The organism is Curtobacterium sp. PhB142 (assembly GCF_004341255.1).
In the GTDB taxonomy this organism is placed as follows: domain Bacteria; phylum Actinomycetota; class Actinomycetes; order Actinomycetales; family Microbacteriaceae; genus Curtobacterium.
Genome location: NZ_SLUT01000001.1, coordinates 459,838 through 479,786 on the forward strand (window position 1 = coordinate 459,838; position 19,949 = coordinate 479,786).

Sequence of the window (19,949 nt, forward strand, 5' to 3'; positions counted from 1 at the left end):
CACGCACCTCGCACCGTGCGTGCGGCGCCTACCCGCGCGTCCGGGCCAGGCGCCGGTTCAGCGCACCGTTCAGCAGCGCCACGAGCAGCCCCACCGCGAACACGAGCGTCCCGAAGCACAGCACCTGCGGCGGCATCCCGGCCTTCGCGGCGCCGTAAACGAACAGCGGGAACGTCACCGCGGGCCCGGCGACGAACGAGGTGATGACGTAGTCGTCGATCGACATCGCGAGCGCGAGCAGCCCGGCCGCGAGCATGCCCGGCGCGAGCAACGGCAGCGTCACGAGCCGGAAGGCCTGGAGCGGCGTCGCCCCGAGGTCGCTCGCTGCCTCTTCGAGCACCCGCGACGTGCCGGAGATCCGGGCGCGGAGCACCACCACGACGTACGCGACGTCGAACGCCACGTGGGTGATGAGCACGGTCAGGAACCCGGTGCCGAGCCCCACGGACAGGAAGAACGACAGCGACGCCGAGCCGACCACGATGGACGGCGCCGCGATGTCCGCGAACACCACGGCGTTCACAGCACCGCGGCCGGGGAACCGGTACCGCTCGAGCGCCAGGGCCAGCGGCAGCCCGATCGCGACCGAGATGATCGCGGCCAGGAACGCGACGACGACCGAGGTGACGAACGCGGCTCCGAGCCCGGACACGTTGACCAGGTTCGCGTACCAGTACGTCGTGAAACCGTTCCACGCGAACGACAGCCGGTTCGTCGGGGCGTCGTTGAACGAGTACACGATCATGTAGACGATCGGGACGAGCGTGATCGCGATGGTGACCCAGTAGACGATCGCGAGCCAGGGCCCGCGACGGTTCACGCCGTGGCGGTGGACGACGGGCGACGAGGCGGTCGCGGTGGACGGACGAGTCGGTGCGACGGCGGTCATACGAGGTCCTCGAGGTCGTCGGTGCCGGAGACGCGGGCGTAGATGAACAGGATGATGCCGAGCACGACCATGAGCACGGTCGACAGTGCCGCGGCGACGTTGTACTGCTGGTTGCCGGAGTAGGCGTCCTGGATCGCCTGGCCGATCGTGTACGTGTTCGTGCCGCCGAGCAGCGCCGAGTTCACCGGGTCGCCGACGCTGTCGATGAACACGAGCAGGACGCCGGCGAAGATGCCCGAGCGGGACAGCGGCAGGGTGGTGTGCCAGAACGCCCGGAACTTGCCGGCGTACAGGTCGTTGGCGGCCTCGCCGAGTCGCGGGTCGATGCGTTCGAGCGCGGCGTAGATCGGCAGCACCATGAACGCCAGGTCGTTGTAGGCGTCGCCGAAGATCACCGCGCCGCCGGTACCGAGGATGTGGAAGTCCTTGCCGGCCAGGCCGATCGCCTGCAGGAAGGTGACGACCGGACCCTGCGACGCGAGCACGAACGCCCACATGTCGGTGCGGATGATGAACGACACCAGGAAGCTCACGAACACGAGCATGAGCAGCGGGTTCTTCCACCGCGGCGAGACCCGGAACGCGATGAAGTACGCCACCGGGTAGCCGACGATGATGGTCACGACCGTGGCGGCGGCGCCGTACCAGAGGGACCGGAGCAGGAACGTCAGGTAGGGCACCTGCGGGTCGATGAACAGCGAGCCGTAGATCCCCCAGTTCCACGTGAAGGTGTACCCGTCGTCCGGGTTGCCCGACATGAGCGAGACGATGAGCCCCGACACGAGCGGGATGACGAAGAACACGCAGAGGTACGCGGTCCCCACGAGCGCGAGCAGGAAGGGCGTGCTGCGACGGCGTCCCCGACGGACCGGTGCCGGACCAGCACCCGGTGTCGGTGCGGCACCCGGGCCGGCGACCCCGACGGCCGTCACGACTGCACCACCGCGTTGAAGATGCCGTTCCACTCCGAGTACTCGTCGTAGTTCTCGAACACCCGGAACTCGTGCGACCGGTCCAGCACGTCGGAGTCCGGGAACACCAGCGGGCTGTCCGCCACCGTCGCGTCGTCGAGCTCGTCGCGGACGTAGGCCTCGGCGCTGGGGACCGGGCAGACGTAGTTGACCCAGTCCTCGACGATGCCGGCGATCTTCGGCGTGTAGTAGAAGTCCATCCACTCGAGGGCGGCCACCGGGTTCGCTGCCTGCCGGGGGATCATGAGGTTGTCGTGCCACATCATCTGGCCCTCCTCCGGCGTGACGAACTTCAGGTCCTCGAACCCGGACTGCTGCGCCTGGAAGACGTCGCCGGACCACGCCTGGGTGATCCAGGTGTCGCCGTTCTCGAGCTTGTTGATGTAGCTCTGGTCGTAGAAGCCGGTCACGCTCGGGCGCAGTTTCCGCAACCACGCCTGCGCTTTCCGCCAGTCCGCCGGGGTGGACGTCTCCGGGGCGATGCCGTTCGCGAGCAGCCCGAGGGAACCGAGCTCGGTGTTGTCGCTCATCAGCCCGACGCGGCCCGCGAACGCCGGGTCGAGCAGGTCCTGGAACGACGTGATCTCGCGGTCGATGTACTTCGGGTTGTAGGCGATCCCGGTGAACCCGGTCTGCCAGACGACGGAGTGCTTGTTGCCGGGGTCGTACGTCGGGTCCTTCACCGAGTCACCCGCGTTCGCCGCGAAGTTCGGCAGCCGCGAGTGGTCGAGCTCGCACACGAAGCCGTTCTTGATCATCTGGGTCAGCTCGAACCCGTTGGTCATCACGACCAGGTCGTAGCCGGTGGCACCCTGCGCCCGCAGGATCGGCGAGACGGTCGCGTAGAACGTCGCGTTGTCCTGGATCACCGCCTGGTAGTCGACGCTGATGCCGGTGGCCTTCTGGAACAGCGCGAGCGACTCGGACTTTCCGTGGTCGGAGTCGATGTAGAGCGGCCAGTTCGCGAAGTTCAGCTGCTTCGTCGCCGTGGCGTCCTTCCAGAACGCGGTCCAGTCGACGGCGTTCTCGGCGCCGGAGGCGGCTGAGCCCTTGATGCTGCACCCCGTGAGCAGCGCCGCGAGCGCGGCGGCTCCTCCGCCGGCGAGCAGGCCGCGTCGGCTGACGCGCGCGGACGTCAGTCCGCGCAGCAGGTCCGGGCCGGGTCCCCCGCCGGTCACGCGAGCGATCCTGCCGTGGCGGGTGCGGACTGGAGGCCCGTGGCCGCGTGGGTGGTGACGGTCTGGTCGGACGCGGGGTGCGCCTCCAGGCCGAAACCGTGGTCGACGCCCCACGTGAGCCAGACCTCGGTGCCGGTGGCGATCCGCGGTCCACCCTTCGAGTTCTGCGCGAAGACGGAGACGCGGCCGGCTCCGGGGACGTCCACCAGGTACTGCGTGCTGACTCCGGAGAACGAGACGTCGACCACGCGGCCGGGGCCGAGGATGTTGCGGCCGGCTTCGGGGGTGGGCTCCGAGGTGCGGATCTTGAGCTTCTCGGGGCGGACCCCCACGACGACGCTGCCCGTGGTCCGGACGGCGCGGTCGGCCGGGACGGCGATGGTGCCCGCCGGGGTCGCGACCACGAGCAGCGGGCCGTCGGTGCCGCGGACCTCGCCCTCGAGCAGGTTCGACTGGCCGAGGAAGTTCGCGACGAACGCGGTCCGGGGCAGCTCGTACAGGTCCTGGGGGCTGCCCATCTGCTCGATCCGGCCGCCGTTCATGACGGCGACCGTGTCGGCCATCGTCATCGCTTCTTCCTGGTCGTGGGTGACGTGCAGGAAGGTGAGCCCGACCTCGGCCTGGATCGTCTTGAGTTCGAGCTGCATCTGGTGCCGGAGCTTCAGGTCCAGCGCGCCGAGGGGCTCGTCGAGCAGGAGCAGGGCCGGCCGGTTCACGATCGCGCGGGCCAGGGCGACGCGTTGCTGCATGCCGCCGGACAGGGAAGCGGGGCGCTTGTCGGCCGAGGCGTCGAGCTCGACCAGGTGCAGGGCCTCGCGCGCCTTCGTCATCGGGTCCGGGATCCGTCGCCGCTTCAGGCCGAACGCGACGTTGTCGAGCACGCTCATGTGCGGGAACAGCGCGTAGTTCTGGAACACCGTGTTGACGGGCCGCTGGTAGGGCTTCGTGTCGGTGACGTCCTCGCCGCCGATCGTGATGGTGCCGCTCGTGGGCTCCTCGAGCCCGGCGACCAGTCGCAGGGTCGTGGTCTTGCCGCAGCCGGAGGGGCCGAGCAGGGCGAAGAACGAGCCGGCCGGCACCGTCAGATCCAGCGCGTCGACGGCGGTGTGGCCGGGGAACGACTTGGTGATCTGCTCGAGTCGGAGATCGGCTCCGGATTCGGCGAACGTGCCGGTCATTGCCATGGTGCCTCCTGCTGCTTCGGAAGGATCGGGGTCAGCCGATGTAGGACATGACGTGCTTGATGCGGGTGTAGTCGTCGAACCCGTACTGGGACAGGTCCTTGCCGTAGCCGGAGTGCTTGAAGCCGCCGTGCGGCATCTCGGCGACGATCGGGATGTGGGTGTTGATCCACACGCACCCGAAGTCCAGGTCACGGGCGAAGCGCATCGCCCGCGAGTGGTCGGTCGTCCACACCGAGCTCGCGAGCCCGTACTCGACGTCGTTCGCGGCGCGCAGTGCGTCGTCCTCGGTCGTGAAGCGCTGCACGGTCTGCACGGGGCCGAAGACCTCCTGCTGCACGATGCGGTCGGTCTGGCGCAGGCCGGACACGATCGTGGCCTGGTGGAAGTAGCCGACGTCGCCCTGCCGCCCGCCGCCGAGCTCGATCGTGGCGTGGTCGGGGAGGGTGTCGACGAAGGACCGGACCTGGGCGAGCTGGTTCGCGTTGTTCACCGGGCCGAAGTACGGGGTGGCCGTGTCGGCGCCGGTGGTCGCGGTCGCACGTGCCGAGGCGGCGAGCGCCGCCACGAACTCGTCGTGGATGCCGTCCTGCACGAGCACCCGGGTGGCGGCGGTGCAGTCCTGCCCGGCGTTGAAGAACCCGGCGGCGACGATGCCGGCGACGGCGGACGGGATGTCGGCGTCGTCGAACACGATCACCGGGGCCTTGCCGCCGAGCTCGAGGTGGGTGCGCTTCAGGTCGCCGGCGGCGGCGCGGGCGACCTCCGTGCCGGCGCGGACGGACCCGGTGATGGACACGAGCTGCGGGGTGGGGTGGTCGATCATCGCGGCGCCGGTGGTGCGGTCGCCGACGACTACGTTGAGCACGCCGGGCGGCAGGAACTCGGCGGCGACCTCGGCGAGCAGCAGGGTGGAGAGCGGGGTGGTGTCGCTCGGCTTGAGCACGGTGGTGTTCCCCGCGGCGAGCGCCGGGGCGAACTTCCACACCGCCATGTTGAGCGGGTAGTTCCACGGGGTGACCTGGGCGACGACGCCGATGGGCTCGCGCCGGACGAACGAGGTGTGGTCGGCCATGTACTCGCCGGCGCTGCGGCCCTCGAGGTTGCGGGCGGCTCCGGCGAAGAAGCGGATCTGGTCGACGGACAGCAGGATCTCGTCCTCGACCAGGGTGGCCCGGGGCTTGCCGGTGTCGAGGGACTCGAGGTCGGCGAACTCCGATGCCCGCTGCTCCATGGCGTCCGCGATCCGGAACAGCGCGAGCTGCCGTTCGCCGGGGGTCGTGCGGCGCCAGGTCGCGAAGGCGGTGCTCGCGCTCGTGAACGCGGCGTCGACGTCGGCGGCCGTGGACACGGGGGACGTGCCGTAGACCTGCTCGGTGGTGGGGTCGACCAGGTCGAACCGGGTGTCCGCGCCCGACTCGACGAACGACCCACCGACGAAGTTGCGCACCTCGTGCGTCGTGGTCACCGTTTCCGTCGTGTCCAGCATGGCGGTGATCCTGACACGGATTCCGGCGGTTCGGAAGACGGATTCGGAGGTTGTGGAGAACCGTAACAACGGAAATCGTCGCGAAACACGGTGTTCACAACGGAATCCCTTGCGCGCTCCGAGCCTCGCTGCCATGCTGTCCGGCATGGCGGCAGCACCACGACGTCCGGGACCGATCGACGACACCTCGAAGCGGATCATCGAACAACTCCAGGCGGACGGCCGCCGTCCGTACGGCGAGATCGGCAAGGCCGTCGGTCTCAGCGAGGCGGCGGTCCGGCAGCGCGTCCAGAAGCTCACCGAGACCGGCGTCATGCAGATCGTCGCGGTCACCGACCCGATGCAGCTCGGCTTCCACCGGCAGGCGATGATCGGCATCCGGGTCAGCGGTGACACCCGAACAGTCGCCGATGCCCTCGAACAGCTGCCGGCGGTCGACTACCTCGTCATGACCGCCGGCAGCTTCGACCTGATGGTCGAGGTCGTCTGCGAGGACGACGACGACCTGATCGAACTGCTCAACGGCACGATCCGGGCCATCCCGGGCGTCGCCGGCACCGAGACCTTCGTCTACCTGCAACTCCGCAAACAGCTCTACGACTGGGGAACGCGATGACCATCTCAGACCAGACGACCGGACAGCCCACGCGGCTCCACTCCTACGACCCGTTCGCCCCGGTCGGCGACGCCGACCTGCAGCGGAAGTCCCGGGACCACCTGTGGATGCACTTCGCCCGGCACGGTGCGAACCAGGCCGGTGCCGACGTGCCGATCATGGTGCGCGGCGAGGGCCACCACGTCTACGACAGCCACGGCAAGGGCTACATCGACGGGCTCTCCGGCCTGTTCGTCGTCGCCGCCGGCCACGGGCGGAAGCGCCTGGCCGAGATGGCCGCGAAGCAGGCGGAGACGCTGAGCTTCTTCCCGATCTGGTCCTACGCGCACCCGGCGGCCATCGAGCTCGCCGACCGCCTGGCTGAGCACGCCCCCGGTGACCTCAACAAGGTCTTCTACTCGACGGGCGGCGGCGAGGCGGTGGAGACCGCCTTCAAGCTCGCGAAGTACTACTGGAAGCTCCAGGGCAAGCCGATGAAGCACAAGGTCATCTCGCGCGCGGTCGCCTACCACGGCACCCCGCAGGGTGCCCTGGCGATCACCGGCATCCCGGCGATGAAGCAGATGTTCGAGCCCCTGACGCCCGGTGGCTTCCGGGTGCCGAACACGAACTACTACCGCGCCGAGGAGATGGGCTTCCCGGGCGGCACCGAGGAGCAGTTCGGCTTCTGGGCGGCCGAACGCATCCGCGAGATGATCGAGTTCGAGGGCCCCGACACCGTCGCGGCGGTGTTCCTCGAGCCGGTGCAGAACTCCGGCGGCTGCTTCACCCCGCCGCCCGGGTACTTCCAGCGGGTGCGCGAGATCTGTGACGAGTACGACGTCCTGCTCGTCTCCGACGAGGTGATCTGCGCCTTCGGCCGGATCGGCACCATGTTCGCCTGCGACACCTACGACTTCGTGCCGGACATGATCACGTGCGCGAAGGCGATGACCTCGGGCTACTCCCCCATCGGCGCGACCATCATCAGCGACAAGCTCTTCGAGCCGTTCTCCAAGGGCGACACGACCTTCTACCACGGGTACACGTTCGGCGGGCACCCGGTGTCGGCCGCCGTCGCGATGGAGAACCTCGACATCTTCGAGGAAGAGGGCCTGCTCGCGAACGTGCGGCAGAACGCGCCGCTGTTCAAGGCCGAGCTCGACACCCTGAAGGACCTGCCGATCGTCGGGGACGTCCGCGGTGACGGCTACTTCTACGGCATCGAGCTCGTCAAGGACAAGGCCACCAAGACGACCTTCGACGACGACGAGTCGGAGCGGCTGCTGCGCGGGTTCCTGTCGAAGGCGCTGTTCGACGCCGGGCTGTACTGCCGGGCCGACGACCGCGGCGACCCGGTCGTGCAGCTCGCTCCGCCGCTGACCATCGGGCAGCCGGAGTTCCGCGAGATCACGTCGATCCTGCGGAGCGTCCTGTCCGAGGCCTCGTCGAAGATCTGACCGTGAGCGGCTACCGGGGCGTCTCGTTCTGGCTCGACCAGCTCGCGTCCACCGGACGCGACGACCTGGCGCCCCGGCCGCCGCTCGACGGCGACACGACCGCGGACGTCGCGATCGTCGGCGGTGGACTGACGGGTCTCTGGACCGCCTGGTACCTGCTCCAGGCCGACCCGGGCCTCCAGATCGTCGTCCTGGAACGCGAGATCGCCGGGTTCGGCGCCTCCGGTCGCAACGGGGGCTGGTGCTCGGCCTTGTTCCCGCGCTCCGCGGAGTCCGTCGCGCGCGAGCACGGCCGCGACGCAGCACTCGCGCTGCGCGCAGCGATGCGCGACACCGTCGACGAGGTCGGGCGCGCAGCGTCCGAAGCCGGGGTCGACTGCGACTACGTGAAGGGCGGCACCGTCCTCTACGCGCGGTCCGCCGTGCAGGAACGCGCGGCGCACGACGAGGTCGCCTCGTCGGCCGAGTGGGGCGACGCCATGACCTGGCGCCCGGCTCGGCCCGGCGATGCCGCCGGATCGGCGGGGGTCGCGTGGACCCCGGACTGCGCGCGGGTCCAGCCCGCTGCACTGGTGCGTGGCCTGGCGGCCGCCCTGGAGGCCCGGGGCGTCCGGATCGCGGAGCACACGCCCGCCTCGTCGTGGGACCACGGGCGTGTGGTCACGTCGCGGGGGACCGTCACGGCCGGCGCGGTCGTCATCGCGGTCGAGGGGTACGGCGCACAGCTCGAACAGACGAAGCGGCGGATCCTGCCGCTCTACTCGCTCATGATCGCGACCGCTCCGCTGCCCGCGGCGGCGTGGGACCGCATCGGCCTGGAGCACGGGCAGACGTTCTCCGACTACCGGCACCTGCTCGTGTACGGGCAGCGCACGGCAGACGACCGACTGGCGTTCGGCGGACGCGGAGCCCGGTACCACTGGGGGTCCGCGATCACCCCCGGGTACGACCGAGTGCCACGCGTCTTCGAGCACCTGCGGAAGTCCCTGGTGGAGTTGTTCCCCGCCGTCGCCGACGCCCCGATCACCCACACGTGGGGCGGCCCGCTCGGGGTGCCGCGCGACTGGTGCGCGTCCGTCACCTGGGACGGGCACGTCGGCACCGCCGGCGGCTACGTCGGTGACGGACTCTCCACGACGAACCTGGCCGGGCGGACGCTCGCCGACCTCGTGCGCGGGGTCGCGTCGCCGCTCACCGCGCTGCCGTGGGTGAACCACCGCTCGCCCGACTGGGAGCCCGAGCCGCTCCGGTTCCTCGGGGCGAACGCCGGGCTCGTGGCGACCGACCTGGCCGACCGCGAAGAAGCCCTGACCGGACGGCCGAGCCTGGCGGCGCGGCTGATGGCACCCCTGACAGGAGGCCACTGATGGCTGCACTCGATGCCGACGTCGTCGTCGTGGGAGCCGGGGTCGCCGGGCTCGCCGCTGCCCGGGCGCTCGCACTCGACGGCCAGCGGGTCGTCGTGCTCGAGGCCCGCGACCGGATCGGCGGCCGCACCTGGACCGACACCGCGCTCGGCGTGCCCGTCGACCTCGGCGCCTCGTGGATCCACGGTGTCGACGGCAACCCGCTCTGGGCCCTGGCGCCCCGCTTCGGCATCGAGACCGTGGAGTTCACCGTCGGGAGCTTCCAGTTCGACGGCCGGCCGATCGCGTGGCACGGCCCCTCCGGCGCACCGCTGTCCGAGGCCTCGGCCTCGGCGTTCGTCGCGGACCTGCACACCGTCGACGCCGCCCTGGACACCGTCGTCGCACACGCTCCACCGCCCTCGACGTACGCGGCCGCCGTCGACACGGTGCTGCGGTCCCTGCAGTGGCAGGGCGACCGGGCCGCGCGGGTCCGCGAGTACACGGCGCACCGCTCCGAGGACCTCTGCGGCGCACCCGTGACCGTTCTCGACGCCCGCGGCCTCGAAGAGGAACACGTCCCCGGCGACGAGGTGGTGTTCCCCGGCGGCTACGCGCAGTACGCCGCCGCCCTGGCCGAGGGGCTCGACGTCCGGCTGTCCGCGGTCGTGCGGTCGGTGACGCAGTCCGCGACGGGTGTCGTGGTCGGACTCGCCGACGGTTCGTCGGTCACGGCGGACGACGTCGTCGTGACCGTCCCGCTCGGGGTGCTGCAGGCCGGCGACGTGACGTTCGACCCACCGCTCGCCGAGACGGTCACCGGTGCGATGGGCCGCCTCGGGATGGGCGTCTACGACAAGGTGTTCCTGCGGTTCCCGGAGCGGTTCTGGGGCGAGTCCTGGGTGGTCCGCCAGCAGGGGTCGGCCGGTGTCGACTGGCACTCCTGGTACGACATGTCCCGCGTGACCGGAGCGCCCGTGCTGGCCGCCCTGGTCGGCGGGACCGGGGCCCGGCGCCTCGAGACCCTGCCGGACGCCATGATCGTGGAAGAGGGCATCGGCGGCCTGCGGCGGATGTTCGGCCCGTCGGTCCCCGAACCGGAGGCGTTCCGGATCACCCGGTGGGCCGACGACCCGTTCGCACGCGGCTCCTACTCGTACCTGCACGTCGGGGCGTCACCGGACGACCACGACCTGCTCGGAGCGCCGTCCGGCCGGGTGCAACTCGCCGGCGAGGCCACGTGGGGAGACGACCCGGCGACCGTGCACGGCGCGCTGCTGTCCGGACTGCGGGCGGCCGGGCGGTTGCTCGGCTCCGAGGTCGACCCGCTCGTGCTCGCGACGCCCGTCGGCGGCTGATCCACTCAGTCGAACGCCGGGGTGTCGACCGAGCACGTCACGGGCTCACCCGCGGCAGCGGTCTCCGTGGCGATCTCGCGCTTGCCGTCGAGCAGGATCCGGCACGTCGCCGCCGCACCCCGCGCCGGGGTCGCCCGGACCGAGGCGCGCTGCTCGGCGAGGACGATCGACTCGTGCTCCCAGATACCCGTCTTCTGCGTGCTCGTCTCCTGCGTGCCCGTCTCCTGCGTGCCGAGCCGGTGCACCTCCGGGGCGTCGCCGCGCTTCTCCGCGCCCTCGACGCGCACGTCGGTGAGCGCGGCCCCGCTCGGCTGGTCGACGCTGACCTCGTAGGTCACGGACCAGGCATCGCCCGTCTGCTGCTGGACGAAGCTGCACCCGGTCGCGAGCACCGCGACGGAGCCGGCGACCACAACGGCGGCGAGGAGACGGACGGTGGGACGGTTGCGTTCGGACATGCCATCAGCCTGCGCACCGAGCGCCCGCGGATCGTCCCCCGGGCGACGCGACCCCGTGCGACGTCGGATCGATCCCGGGTCCTCCGAGCGGTTGACATCGGCTCCGTCCGCCCTGGCGGTCAGTACCGTAGACCCGGCGTCCGCGCAGGTCCTGTTCAACGTGCTGCTCTTCGTGCCCCTCGGTGCTCTCGCCCGGCACGCGGTCGCCCGGAGGCGCGTGTTCGCCGGCCTGCTCGCGAACACCACCGGCGCCGTGGTCGGCACGCTCCTCGCTCCGCTCGTGGGACTGCTCGCCGGGTCGGGGCGGGCCACCGACGCGGACGCCCCGCGCCCGGTCACCGCGGTGTGGGCGACCCGCGGCCGGCGCGGGTTGGCGCCCGCGGTGATCCGGGCGGACGTCGAGGACGACCGGGTGCCGGCGCGCGTCGACTGAGCGGCTCCCGACGGGTGCCCCGCGCCGGCAAGAGCGCGGGACACCCTGGGCTCAACCCTTGCGCCACACGTCGTGCAGGAACCGGGCCAGGGTCACGAGCAACGTCGCGATCCCCAACCACGGCACCTGACGGCGTCGACGCGGTTCGTCGTCGGAGGACATCCGAACCACCTTCCGTGTCAGCGCCGGCGGACACGAAGAGCAGGGGCCGAGGGACGTGCGACCCGACGGTGATCGAGTTACACTGGTTCCGAGTTCAAGCTCGGGACGCGTTCTGTCCCTCGTTCTCCACTCGGAGAGCAAATCGAAGCCCATCGCTGTTTGCCCAGCGGTGGGCTTCATCCTTGCTCGGGCCACGCTCCGGCGGTGACGCGGCCCGCCACCAGCCTACTGATGTTCCAGGTGCCGGTGAGAGAGACACGGGTGTCCTACTGACCGGACCCTCACGGGTCGCACGGGCCCGGAACGATGTTCGAGTGCCACACTCGGAGCCGTGACGACGACGCGGACCACACCCCGGCACGAGCACCGCGCGCCGGTGGCGATCGCCGTCCTGGTGAACCTCGGGCTCAGCCTGTTCCTGCCGAGCGAGGTGCTGTTCTTCCCGTCATGGGTGGTCCCGGTGCTCGGCGTCCTGCTGCTGATCCCGCTCGTCGTCTTCAACCCGCGGCGACTGACCCGCGAGACGACCTGGTCGCGGTGGGTGTCCTTCTCGTTGGCGATCCTGCTCACCGTCGCGAACCAGCTGACCGTGGTCCGGACGATCGAGCTGCTCCTCGGCGGCCACGCGGACGGCGGTGCCGTGCTGCTCACCGCCCTGCAGGTGTGGGTGAGCACGATCATCGCGTTCGGGCTCGTGTACTGGGAGCTCGACCGGGGCGGGCCGGTGGCCCGACGGCGTCCGGAGCTGTGGACGAGTGACGAGGCAGACTTCCAGTTCCCACAGGAGACCGACCCGAAGACCGCTGCGTGGCGACCGGTCTACCTCGACTACCTCTACGTCGCGATGACGAACATGGTCGCGTTCAGCCCGACGGACACGATGCCGATGACCGTGCGCGCGAAGATGATCATGGCCTACCAGGCACTCGGCGGGTTCATCCTGCTGGCCCTGGTCATCTCGCGCGCGGTCAACATCATCAGCTGACCAGCGCCTCGGACGCGTCCCAGAGCCGTGCTGCGTCCTCCGTCCGGAGCATCGGAGCCCACGGTGCCCGACGTCCGGCCGTGCCCCCGAGCTGTCCGATGCCGGTCGGCCCGGCGAACCCGCCGTCGAGGTCCGGAGCCGTGGCCGCGAGCAGAGCCGGCTCCGCTGCCGTGGCCGGCGTCCCCACGAGCAGCCCGCGCGCCGACGGCCACCGGATCACCCGGACCTGCGGGGTGTCGCCGCCGCGGCCGATCTCCGGGCGGGCGGTGAGCAGGCTCGTCGGGGCGACGCCCGGGTGACTGACCGCAGTCGTGACACCCCACCCGCCGGAGCGGCTCCTCCGGCCGAGTTCGAACGCGAAGAGTGCGCACGCGAGCTTCGACTGCGCGTACGCCCGCATGCCGTCGTAGTCCCGCTCGGACTGCAGGTCGTCCCAACGGATCGACGCACGCCGCGCAGCCACGCTCGTCTGCATCACGACCCGGCCGCTCGCTGCTCGGAGCAGGGGCAGCACTCCGCCGACGAGCGCCACGTGGCCGAGGTGGTTCGTGCCGAACTGCAGCTCGAAGCCGTCCTCCGTGGTCCCGCGTTCCGGCGGGGTCATCACGCCGGCGTTCCCCACGAACACGTCGATCGGCGTTCCGTCGGCCCGCAACCGGTCACCGAGCGCCCCGATCGAGGTGAGCGAGGACAGGTCGAGGTCCTCGAGCACGACCGACGCCGCCGGGTGCCGCTCGCTGATCCGAGCCGCCGCCGTCGCCCCCTTGCCGCGGTTCCGCACGGGCATGACGACCTCGGCTCCGGCTCCGGCGAACCGGGCGGCGATCTCCAGCCCGATGCCGTCGCTCGCGCCGGTCACCAGGACCCTCCGACCCGTGAGGTCCGGGAGGGGCAGCTGCTCGGTCCGTGCCATGGTTCGCCTCTTTCGTCGTGGACGCCGGGGACGACGCTCACGACGCTCACGACGCTCACGACGCTCACGACGCTCACGACGCTCACGACGCTCACGACGCTCACGACGCTCACGACGATCATCCCCGCCCTCCGCCTCCGCAACCACGGCCTGATGATCCGTGGATACGCCGTCGTGTCCGGGAGAAGATGGGGCCGTGATCGACCGAGCATCCCTGGCGGACTTCCTCCGCGGGCGTCGCGCTGCACTCCAGCCCGAGGACGTCGGCCTCGCGCGCGGGCAACGGCGCCGCACGACCGGACTGCGCCGCGAGGAAGCGGCCCTGCTGAGCAACATGTCCGTCGACTACTACGCGCGGTTGGAGCGGGAGCGCGGCCCGCAGCCGTCCGACCAGATGCTCGCGTCCATCGCGCAGGGACTGCGGCTCACGATCGCCGAGCGCGACCACCTCTTCCGCCTCGCCGGACACGAGCCACCGGCGGCCGCCTCCGGAGGGGACCACGTCAGCCCGGGGATGATGCGCATCTTCGACCGGCTCGCCGAGATCGTCACCGAGCTGGGCGAGACACTGCAACAGACGCCGCTCGCCGTCGAGCTGACCGGTGACGCGCGCGGCCGCCGAGGCGACGACCGGAGCATCGGCTACCGGTGGTTCGCCGACCCCGGGTCCCGCGACGTGCACCCGGTCGAGGACCACGCGTTCCTGTCTCGGATGTACGCCTCGGGGCTCCGGGGCGTCCTCGCACGCCGAGGCCCCGGATCCCGCGCAGCGCGCCTGGCTGAACACCTGCTCGGGACGAGTGCGGAGTTCCGCGACGTCTGGGCACGTCACGAGGTCGGCGTGCGACCCCGTGACGTGAAGCGGTACCACCACCCGGAGGTCGGCCTGCTCACGCTGCAGTGTCAGGTGCTGAACGACCCCGAGAGTTCCCAGACGCTGTTGGTCCACACCGCGGAGCCCGGCAGCGAGAGCGCGGAGCGGCTCCGGCTGCTGTCCGTGATCGGCGCGACGAGCACGCGGCACTGACCGCTGGGCCGTCAGGCGCCGTGCGCCTCCTCCGACACCGGCTGCCACTCGCGCCAGTTCGCCAGGCGGGACTCGTAGTCCTTCTCGGCGATGCCGAGCGGCGCCTTGCCGAAGAAGACGCGCAGGGGCGGCTGCTCGGCGTCGACGACCTTCAGGATCGCCGAGCGGGTCGCCTCGGGCTTGCCGGGGTCGGCGGCCGACGGGCGCTTCGACGCGGCTTCGCGGACGTCGGCGTAGGCGGCGATCTCGTCGCTCTTCTTCGACGACGGTCCGGACCAGTCGGTCGAGAAGCCGCCCGGCTCGATGAGCGTCACGTGGATGCCGAAGCCGGCGACCTCCTGCGACAGGGACTGCGACAGCCCCTCGAGCGCCCACTTCGACGCGTGGTAGGCGCCGACCGTCGGGAACGCGCTGATCCCGCCGATGCTCGACACCTGGATGACGTGCCCGGAGCCCTGCTCGCGCATGATCGGCAGCGCGGCCTGGGTCACCCAGAGCGCTCCGAACAGGTTCGTCTCGAGCTGGGCGCGGACCTCGTCCTCGGTGAGTTCCTCGACCATGCCGAAGTGGCCGTAGCCGGCGTTGTTCACGACGACGTCGAGCGAGCCGAAGTGCTCCGCCGCACGCTGCACGGCCGCGAAGTCCGCGGCACGGTCGGTCACGTCGAGCTGCAGTCCGAGGAACGTGTCCGGGTACTGGTCGACGAGTGCTTGCACGTCGTCGGTGTCGCGGGCCGTGCCGGCAACGGAGTCTCCACGTTCGAGGGCGGCTTCCGCCCACTCGCGGCCGAAGCCCTTCGACGCTCCGGTGATGAACCAGGTCTTGCTCATGCTGTCTCCTCCTGAGATCTGACGCGATCAGGCAACGCTCCCCGCTTCCGTGGCACCTGGAGGTCCGGGTGACGGACGCGGCAAGCGGACACCGGCGTACCGTGCTCAGGGCCGCGGTGCCGCGAACTCCAGGTTGACGTCGTCGGGGTCCTGCACGGACAGGATCACCAGGCCGAACGGCTGCAGGTCGGTGACGTCGCCGTGTTCGATGCCGGCCGCGTCCAGCCGCTCGACGGCGGCGTGCAGGTCGTCGACGGACCCGACGCGGAACGACACGTGGTCGAGGCCGACTCGGTCGGGATCGAACCGGTCCTCGGCGGGGGCGACCGGTCGCAGGCCGAGCGTCTGCCCGCCGAACGTGAACGAGCACCCGCCGTAGGTCCGCCACGGGTCGTCGTGGACCGTCGGGTCGTCGATCTGGTCGCTGAAGTCACTGCCGGGCGGCATGCCGAACAGCTGCTCGTAGAAGGCCTTGCTGCGGCGGATGTCCGTGACCGTGAGGCGCACGTGCGAGAAGCCGAGCGGCGTGACGATGGGTTCGCTCATCACCCCACCCAACTCTCGAAGCTTCCGTGCCCCGGGTCCGCCACCGGACGAACAGAAAACCCCCCGCTGAGCGGGGGGTTTTCGAGGTAAGCACGTCAGTCCAAGCCTGACGCTCGTGACCTCGACGCTATGACTTCAGCGGCACGCAGTCAACCGAGCTCCTTCAATCGATTGATGATCGGCGCGGGGCTCGCTCCCGGCGCGTCCCCCGGCCAGCGAGAACGACGACACCCGTCACGCACACGACCACGCCACCCAGCAACCAGTCCCGAACCGACGTCAATCCGGCGTTGGCTGCAACGGTACCGACCATCACGATCGCGAGCAGCGGGAAACACAGGCCGACAAATCTCGGCAGGTACTTTCCTGCCAACCAAGCCATCCCGAAGAATGCCGCGACCGCTGCCGCGATGAAGAAATCGATCATGTTCCTGGCCTTTCTGTGGTGGATGACCGCGGAGAACCGATCGTTCGGCGCAACCGAAGGCTTGTGCGAAGGTCGACCGGCCACACCGTGAGGCGCGCGACATGACGGCCTCGAACGTTGAAGACTTGGACTCCCGCGTGACGGAACACCCCACTCCAACGGGAGAAGTCAATGGCTTCCTCGGGGATCAGCCACACGGATCGGAACGCGACCCCTCGACGCGCTACGAGCCATCGCACGCCGCGCTGATTCGTGGCGACGTCGATCTTTCCGAACCGAGAATCCGCATAACGCCAGATCAGCAGGTACGCCGCTGTCAGTGCGAGGGCTGGTCCGAGGCCGACCGCGACCCAGGACACGACGGTCAACCCGGCGAGGACTCCAGCGCTGCCTCCCGCCATCAACCAGCCATGTTGTGGGCGTCCCAGGGACGAAAACCCGGCGGGATCCACGTCGGTGAGGGCGTGGAGCATGTGCAGTCCGTTCGAAACACTCGTCAACGGGAGCAGCCTGCCCTCTGTTATCTGACCGCCGTCACCACGGATCATCGCGCGGAGCGACGCGCGGCGCAGCGGGATGAGGAGGAGAGGACGGCGGAGTGCGTAGGCCGACACCGCGCTGGCGGCGACCACCCGATGCTCTCGTTGCGCCAAGCCAGCTTGGAAGACGAGCTCCCCCGAGCTCCCGAGCGCTACGACGAAACGACGGTACTTCAGCCACGCGAAGAGCGATCCGTACGCAATGCTGCACACAGCAGAAGCGGTCAGGATGACGGCGAGCCACCACCCCCCGATCCCTCGAAGGTCGTTGAACGTCGGAAGGATTCCTCGTGCCGACCCGAGGAACGATGCCAATTCGGCGACCAGCGAGTAGAGACTCGGGATGAACCACAGGAACGCCCCCGATGCCACACCGATGAGGACGAAGTCCCACCCCCGCAGGACGGGTGAGATCACCGACTGGGCTTCGGCCCCGCGATGCGGCTGATCCGGCTGAGGTTTGCGCCGGACCGGCGATGCTCCTGGCGCCGACCGCGACGCCCGATGGTGAAGGCGTTGTATCCTCGCCGCTTCACGCTCGCTGATGCTGGGGATTACCTCTCCGGCACCATCGGAAGCATTGACCGAGATCCGCACGTCCGAGACGCGAAGGAGACGTTGTGCCAGCGACTGACTCTGCGACACGGACGAAACAGATCGCCAGGGAAGCAGCTTGTCCTGTCGTCCGACGACACCCTCGCTGATCCTGACGCCAGAGACATCCGCTGCGTAACGAAGTGAGATCCAGTCGTGGAAGACGACGACCAACCTGGTGTAGGAGTAGTAGGCACCGAGGATGAGAACGGGCATGCGCCAGCCGTCCGGCGCGAGGGCGAAGATCGTCACGAGGAAACCGAGAACGATCCAGCCGGAGCGAATGGCGGCGAGGCCACGGACGATCAACAGCCGAGCGTGCGGGCGCCGGAGCCTCTGCCGATCAGGCACTTCTGGCCAGACTCGCTGCGACGATGACATGGACGTCCTGTGGCGACATCGGAAGAAGCGTGACCTCCTTCGCCGGTGTGAAGATGACACACCTTGCCAACCCGAGCCTGTGCAGCAGCGGACCAGTCTGCTGACGGATGACCACGACCTTCGGCCAAGGAACGTGCTCCACAGATCGCCACAACGCGCCGCGATGGATCACGAGTCCGGTGGGTGCCAGCTCGACCCGGAACTGACGAACGCCCGCCGGTGCGATGACCGCCGACTCGATGGCCGCACTCAACCCGGCCAACACCGCGCCCACGCGACAGTAGAGCGTCCACTCCGGAGGAAGAAGAAGAGAGAGGAGCACAGCAGCCGATGCGACCAGCACAGCCCCGCCGCACGCCTCGACGCGGGCCACGATCACTGCGCGCGCTGCGGCTCCGATCGAGACCCGATCCATCACCGCGTCTCGTGGATCATCGGACCGCGGTGACCGCGTCACGGTACTGCTCCTCGAGACTCTGGACGTCGACTGCGAGGTGCGTCAGGACCGCCCCGACGTCTCGGGCGAGACAGAACACTTGGGCAGCGTCGAGTCCGTCGACCGTCAGCATGCCGCCATCATCCTCGCGGACCGTCGCCGATACCTCCTCGAGCGCCGCGCACAGCTCGCGCTGCCCTGCCACGGCATGGACACGGACGGTTCGCTCGAGCACTGTGCGGTCTCGCTCCAGCTCGGACACCGAGCCCTCTGCCAGGAGCAGCACTCGGGTAGCAATCCGTTCCATCTCAGCCATGAGGTGAGAGGAGAGCAAGACTGCCCCGCCGTTGCTCGTGAACTCGCGGATGAGGTTTCGCATCCACAAGACGCCGTCAGGGTCGAGCCCGTTGAGTGGCTCGTCGAGAATGAGCGCATCAGGTGATTCGACGAGCGCGAGCGCGAGCGCGAGCCGTTGACGCATCCCGAGCGAGAGGTGCTTCACGCGTCGACGCGCGGCATCGCCGAGGCCGACCTCGACCAACCGAGTTCGGACATCTGATCGAACTGCACGACCGTTCGCGTTGATGAGCGCGATGGCCAGGTGCTGCTGGCCGGTGAGTCGAACGTCCAGCCACCCTGGGTCGAGAAGTGCGCCGACCCGAAGATCCGAGCGTCGCTGACCGGGCTCCGTCGAGACCTGACCCGCAGCCGGCGCGTCGATCCCCGTGACGATCCGCAGCAGTGTGCTCTTCCCTGAACCGTTCGCGCCGAGGAGGCCGAGGACTTCGCCTCGACGGAGTTCGAGGTCGACGCCCGTCAGCACGTCACGGCTCCCGAAGCGCTGACGAATCCCGATCAGCTCGATCATCGCGGTCATCGGATCCTCCATAGGCGCAGCGAAACGAAGCCGACAGCCAGGAGAACGCCGTCCATCAGGCAGAACCTCGCCGCGGCCCCGATCTGAGTAGCTGGGTCGAGCATTGCGGCCGTCAGGGTGACCGGGGCGATCTGAAGGAGTGGACCGCTAATACTCGGTACCCATATGCCCGCGATCGCGACGACGAGCGGAAGCGCCCAGATGAACGCGAGGTACACGAACACCGTCCCGACGACGGACCGTACGATCATCCCGATCGCAGCGCCCAGCAGTGCGAAGAAGGCGTGCAACGCGGGCACCGCGAGCCAGTAGGCGATCGCGACTCGGTCAACGCCTGCTCCGCGATGCACGGCGAACGGCGCGATCAGCAGCATCGCGCCGACGCCGGTGATGACCGCGGTCGAGACGAGCACGCTGATCTTCGCGCAGAACACCAGTACTCGGCCCTTGACCTGGAGGAGCGTGAGTGCGAACTGTCGGGACGACAGATCGGCAGATGCGAACAACGCAGCGCCGAGGCCGACGAAGAAGGGGCTGATGTCACCGCCAGCAGCCACGGCGTTGAGGATCTGTTCATCAGGAGCCCCGAGTCCGAGGGCGAACAAGCGGCCAACGCCGAGGGCGATGGCGCCGGCCGAAGCTACGGCGAGTAGGACGCCTTGCACACGCAGACTCACGAAACGGCAGAATTCTGCCCGCCAAGCGCGCGCCCACCGGCCCCGCCGGTGAACAACCGCCGACGTCTCCGTCATGATCCGCCTCGGGATCGCTGGAAAGGTCTCCATGCGCGGACCTCGACGACAGACGCCTCCATTGCACTCAACCTGTCCCTGAACATGAGCATCGCAGCGCCCCCTCTCGCCGGAAGATTAAC

General features: G+C 69.6%; 21 protein-coding genes. 7 read left to right on the top strand and 14 right to left on the bottom strand.

All coding sequences use genetic code 11. From position 1 onward, the window contains the following. Window positions 1-28 precede the first annotated feature (28 nt). Genes EDF31_RS02230 through EDF31_RS02250 form a run of 5 tightly spaced genes read right to left on the bottom strand, consistent with a single transcriptional unit; the run spans window position 29 to window position 5,708 of the window. Window positions 29-889 carry an ABC transporter permease gene (locus tag EDF31_RS02230; protein WP_131845036.1) on the bottom strand — a complete coding sequence of 287 codons (861 nt, stop codon included), beginning with the start codon at window positions 887-889 and terminating at the stop codon, window positions 29-31. After that, window positions 886-1,821, bottom strand: a complete 936-nt coding sequence (locus EDF31_RS02235; protein ID WP_123339295.1) for an ABC transporter permease — start codon at window positions 1,819-1,821, stop codon at window positions 886-888. Before EDF31_RS02235 ends, EDF31_RS02230 begins: the two co-directional genes overlap by 4 nt. Then, window positions 1,818-3,038: a spermidine/putrescine ABC transporter substrate-binding protein gene (locus tag EDF31_RS02240; protein ID WP_207896083.1), complete on the bottom strand. Its 1,221-nt coding sequence runs from the start codon at window positions 3,036-3,038 to the stop codon at window positions 1,818-1,820. The genes EDF31_RS02235 and EDF31_RS02240 overlap by 4 nt, the downstream gene beginning before the upstream one ends. After that, window positions 3,035-4,222 carry an ABC transporter ATP-binding protein gene (locus tag EDF31_RS02245; RefSeq protein ID WP_131845037.1) on the bottom strand — a complete coding sequence of 396 codons (1,188 nt, stop codon included), beginning with the start codon at window positions 4,220-4,222 and terminating at the stop codon, window positions 3,035-3,037. The genes EDF31_RS02240 and EDF31_RS02245 overlap by 4 nt, the downstream gene beginning before the upstream one ends. Before the next feature lie 31 nt (window positions 4,223-4,253). Further along, a complete protein-coding gene (locus EDF31_RS02250; protein WP_131845038.1) occupies window positions 4,254-5,708 on the bottom strand; it encodes an aminobutyraldehyde dehydrogenase in 1,455 nt (484 codons plus the stop codon). 145 nt (window positions 5,709-5,853) lie between these two features. Here EDF31_RS02250 and EDF31_RS02255 point away from each other — a divergent pair, with 145 nt between their 5' ends. Genes EDF31_RS02255 through EDF31_RS02270 form a run of 4 tightly spaced genes read left to right on the top strand, consistent with a single transcriptional unit; the run spans window position 5,854 to window position 10,467 of the window. Further along, window positions 5,854-6,324: an Lrp/AsnC family transcriptional regulator gene (locus EDF31_RS02255; RefSeq protein ID WP_027466949.1), complete on the top strand. Its 471-nt coding sequence runs from the start codon at window positions 5,854-5,856 to the stop codon at window positions 6,322-6,324. Further along, window positions 6,321-7,763, top strand: coding sequence for an aspartate aminotransferase family protein (locus EDF31_RS02260; RefSeq protein ID WP_131845039.1), 1,443 nt, complete (start codon window positions 6,321-6,323; stop codon window positions 7,761-7,763). The genes EDF31_RS02255 and EDF31_RS02260 overlap by 4 nt, the downstream gene beginning before the upstream one ends. A 2-nt stretch (window positions 7,764-7,765) precedes the next feature. Continuing rightward, a complete protein-coding gene (locus tag EDF31_RS02265; RefSeq protein WP_131845040.1) occupies window positions 7,766-9,130 on the top strand; it encodes an FAD-dependent oxidoreductase in 1,365 nt (454 codons plus the stop codon). Beyond that, window positions 9,130-10,467 (top strand): NAD(P)/FAD-dependent oxidoreductase, encoded by a 1,338-nt coding sequence (locus tag EDF31_RS02270; RefSeq protein WP_131845041.1) that lies wholly within the window; start codon window positions 9,130-9,132, stop codon window positions 10,465-10,467. Before EDF31_RS02265 ends, EDF31_RS02270 begins: the two co-directional genes overlap by 1 nt. Window positions 10,468-10,472: 5 nt before the next feature. Here EDF31_RS02270 and EDF31_RS02275 read toward each other — a convergent pair whose 3' ends face one another. Then, window positions 10,473-10,925, bottom strand: a complete 453-nt coding sequence (locus EDF31_RS02275; RefSeq protein WP_131845042.1) for a hypothetical protein — start codon at window positions 10,923-10,925, stop codon at window positions 10,473-10,475. Window positions 10,926-10,980: 55 nt separating this feature from the next. Here EDF31_RS02275 and EDF31_RS02280 point away from each other — a divergent pair, with 55 nt between their 5' ends. Both EDF31_RS02280 and EDF31_RS02285 read left to right on the top strand, forming a co-directional pair. Further along, window positions 10,981-11,358, top strand: a complete 378-nt coding sequence (locus EDF31_RS02280) for a VanZ family protein (protein WP_131845043.1) — start codon at window positions 10,981-10,983, stop codon at window positions 11,356-11,358. 493 nt (window positions 11,359-11,851) lie between these two features. Continuing rightward, window positions 11,852-12,505 (top strand): DUF1345 domain-containing protein, encoded by a 654-nt coding sequence (locus EDF31_RS02285; protein ID WP_123937138.1) that lies wholly within the window; start codon window positions 11,852-11,854, stop codon window positions 12,503-12,505. Here EDF31_RS02285 and EDF31_RS02290 read toward each other — a convergent pair. Further along, window positions 12,498-13,418 carry an SDR family oxidoreductase gene (locus tag EDF31_RS02290; RefSeq protein WP_131845044.1) on the bottom strand — a complete coding sequence of 307 codons (921 nt, stop codon included), beginning with the start codon at window positions 13,416-13,418 and terminating at the stop codon, window positions 12,498-12,500. The two genes, EDF31_RS02285 and EDF31_RS02290, sit on opposite strands and share 8 nt — an antisense overlap. A 196-nt stretch (window positions 13,419-13,614) precedes the next feature. Here EDF31_RS02290 and EDF31_RS02300 point away from each other — a divergent pair, with 196 nt between their 5' ends. Continuing rightward, window positions 13,615-14,445, top strand: a complete 831-nt coding sequence (locus tag EDF31_RS02300) for a helix-turn-helix transcriptional regulator (protein ID WP_131845046.1) — start codon at window positions 13,615-13,617, stop codon at window positions 14,443-14,445. Between the two features lie 11 nt (window positions 14,446-14,456). Here the strand turns inward: EDF31_RS02300 and EDF31_RS02305 are convergent, their stop codons facing one another. The 7 genes from EDF31_RS02305 to EDF31_RS02335 all read right to left on the bottom strand — a co-directional run bounded on the left by EDF31_RS02305 (window position 14,457) and on the right by EDF31_RS02335 (window position 19,827). Further along, window positions 14,457-15,275 carry an SDR family oxidoreductase gene (locus EDF31_RS02305; RefSeq protein WP_131845047.1) on the bottom strand — a complete coding sequence of 273 codons (819 nt, stop codon included), beginning with the start codon at window positions 15,273-15,275 and terminating at the stop codon, window positions 14,457-14,459. A gap of 105 nt (window positions 15,276-15,380) precedes the next feature. Beyond that, window positions 15,381-15,821 (bottom strand): VOC family protein, encoded by a 441-nt coding sequence (locus tag EDF31_RS02310; protein WP_131845048.1) that lies wholly within the window; start codon window positions 15,819-15,821, stop codon window positions 15,381-15,383. A gap of 163 nt (window positions 15,822-15,984) precedes the next feature. Further along, window positions 15,985-16,248, bottom strand: a complete 264-nt coding sequence (locus EDF31_RS02315; protein ID WP_123311226.1) for a hypothetical protein — start codon at window positions 16,246-16,248, stop codon at window positions 15,985-15,987. Further along, window positions 16,245-17,690 (bottom strand): PH domain-containing protein, encoded by a 1,446-nt coding sequence (locus EDF31_RS02320; RefSeq protein WP_165901304.1) that lies wholly within the window; start codon window positions 17,688-17,690, stop codon window positions 16,245-16,247. Before EDF31_RS02320 ends, EDF31_RS02315 begins: the two co-directional genes overlap by 4 nt. A 34-nt stretch (window positions 17,691-17,724) precedes the next feature. Beyond that, on the bottom strand, window positions 17,725-18,177 hold the full coding sequence (locus EDF31_RS02325; protein WP_131973732.1) for a PH domain-containing protein: 453 nt from the start codon (window positions 18,175-18,177) through the stop codon (window positions 17,725-17,727). A 16-nt stretch (window positions 18,178-18,193) separates the two neighbouring features. Continuing rightward, a complete protein-coding gene (locus EDF31_RS02330; RefSeq protein ID WP_165901305.1) occupies window positions 18,194-19,075 on the bottom strand; it encodes an ATP-binding cassette domain-containing protein in 882 nt (293 codons plus the stop codon). Then, window positions 19,072-19,827 carry a hypothetical protein gene (locus EDF31_RS02335; RefSeq protein WP_131973731.1) on the bottom strand — a complete coding sequence of 252 codons (756 nt, stop codon included), beginning with the start codon at window positions 19,825-19,827 and terminating at the stop codon, window positions 19,072-19,074. Before EDF31_RS02335 ends, EDF31_RS02330 begins: the two co-directional genes overlap by 4 nt. Between the last annotated feature and the right edge of the window lie 122 nt (window positions 19,828-19,949).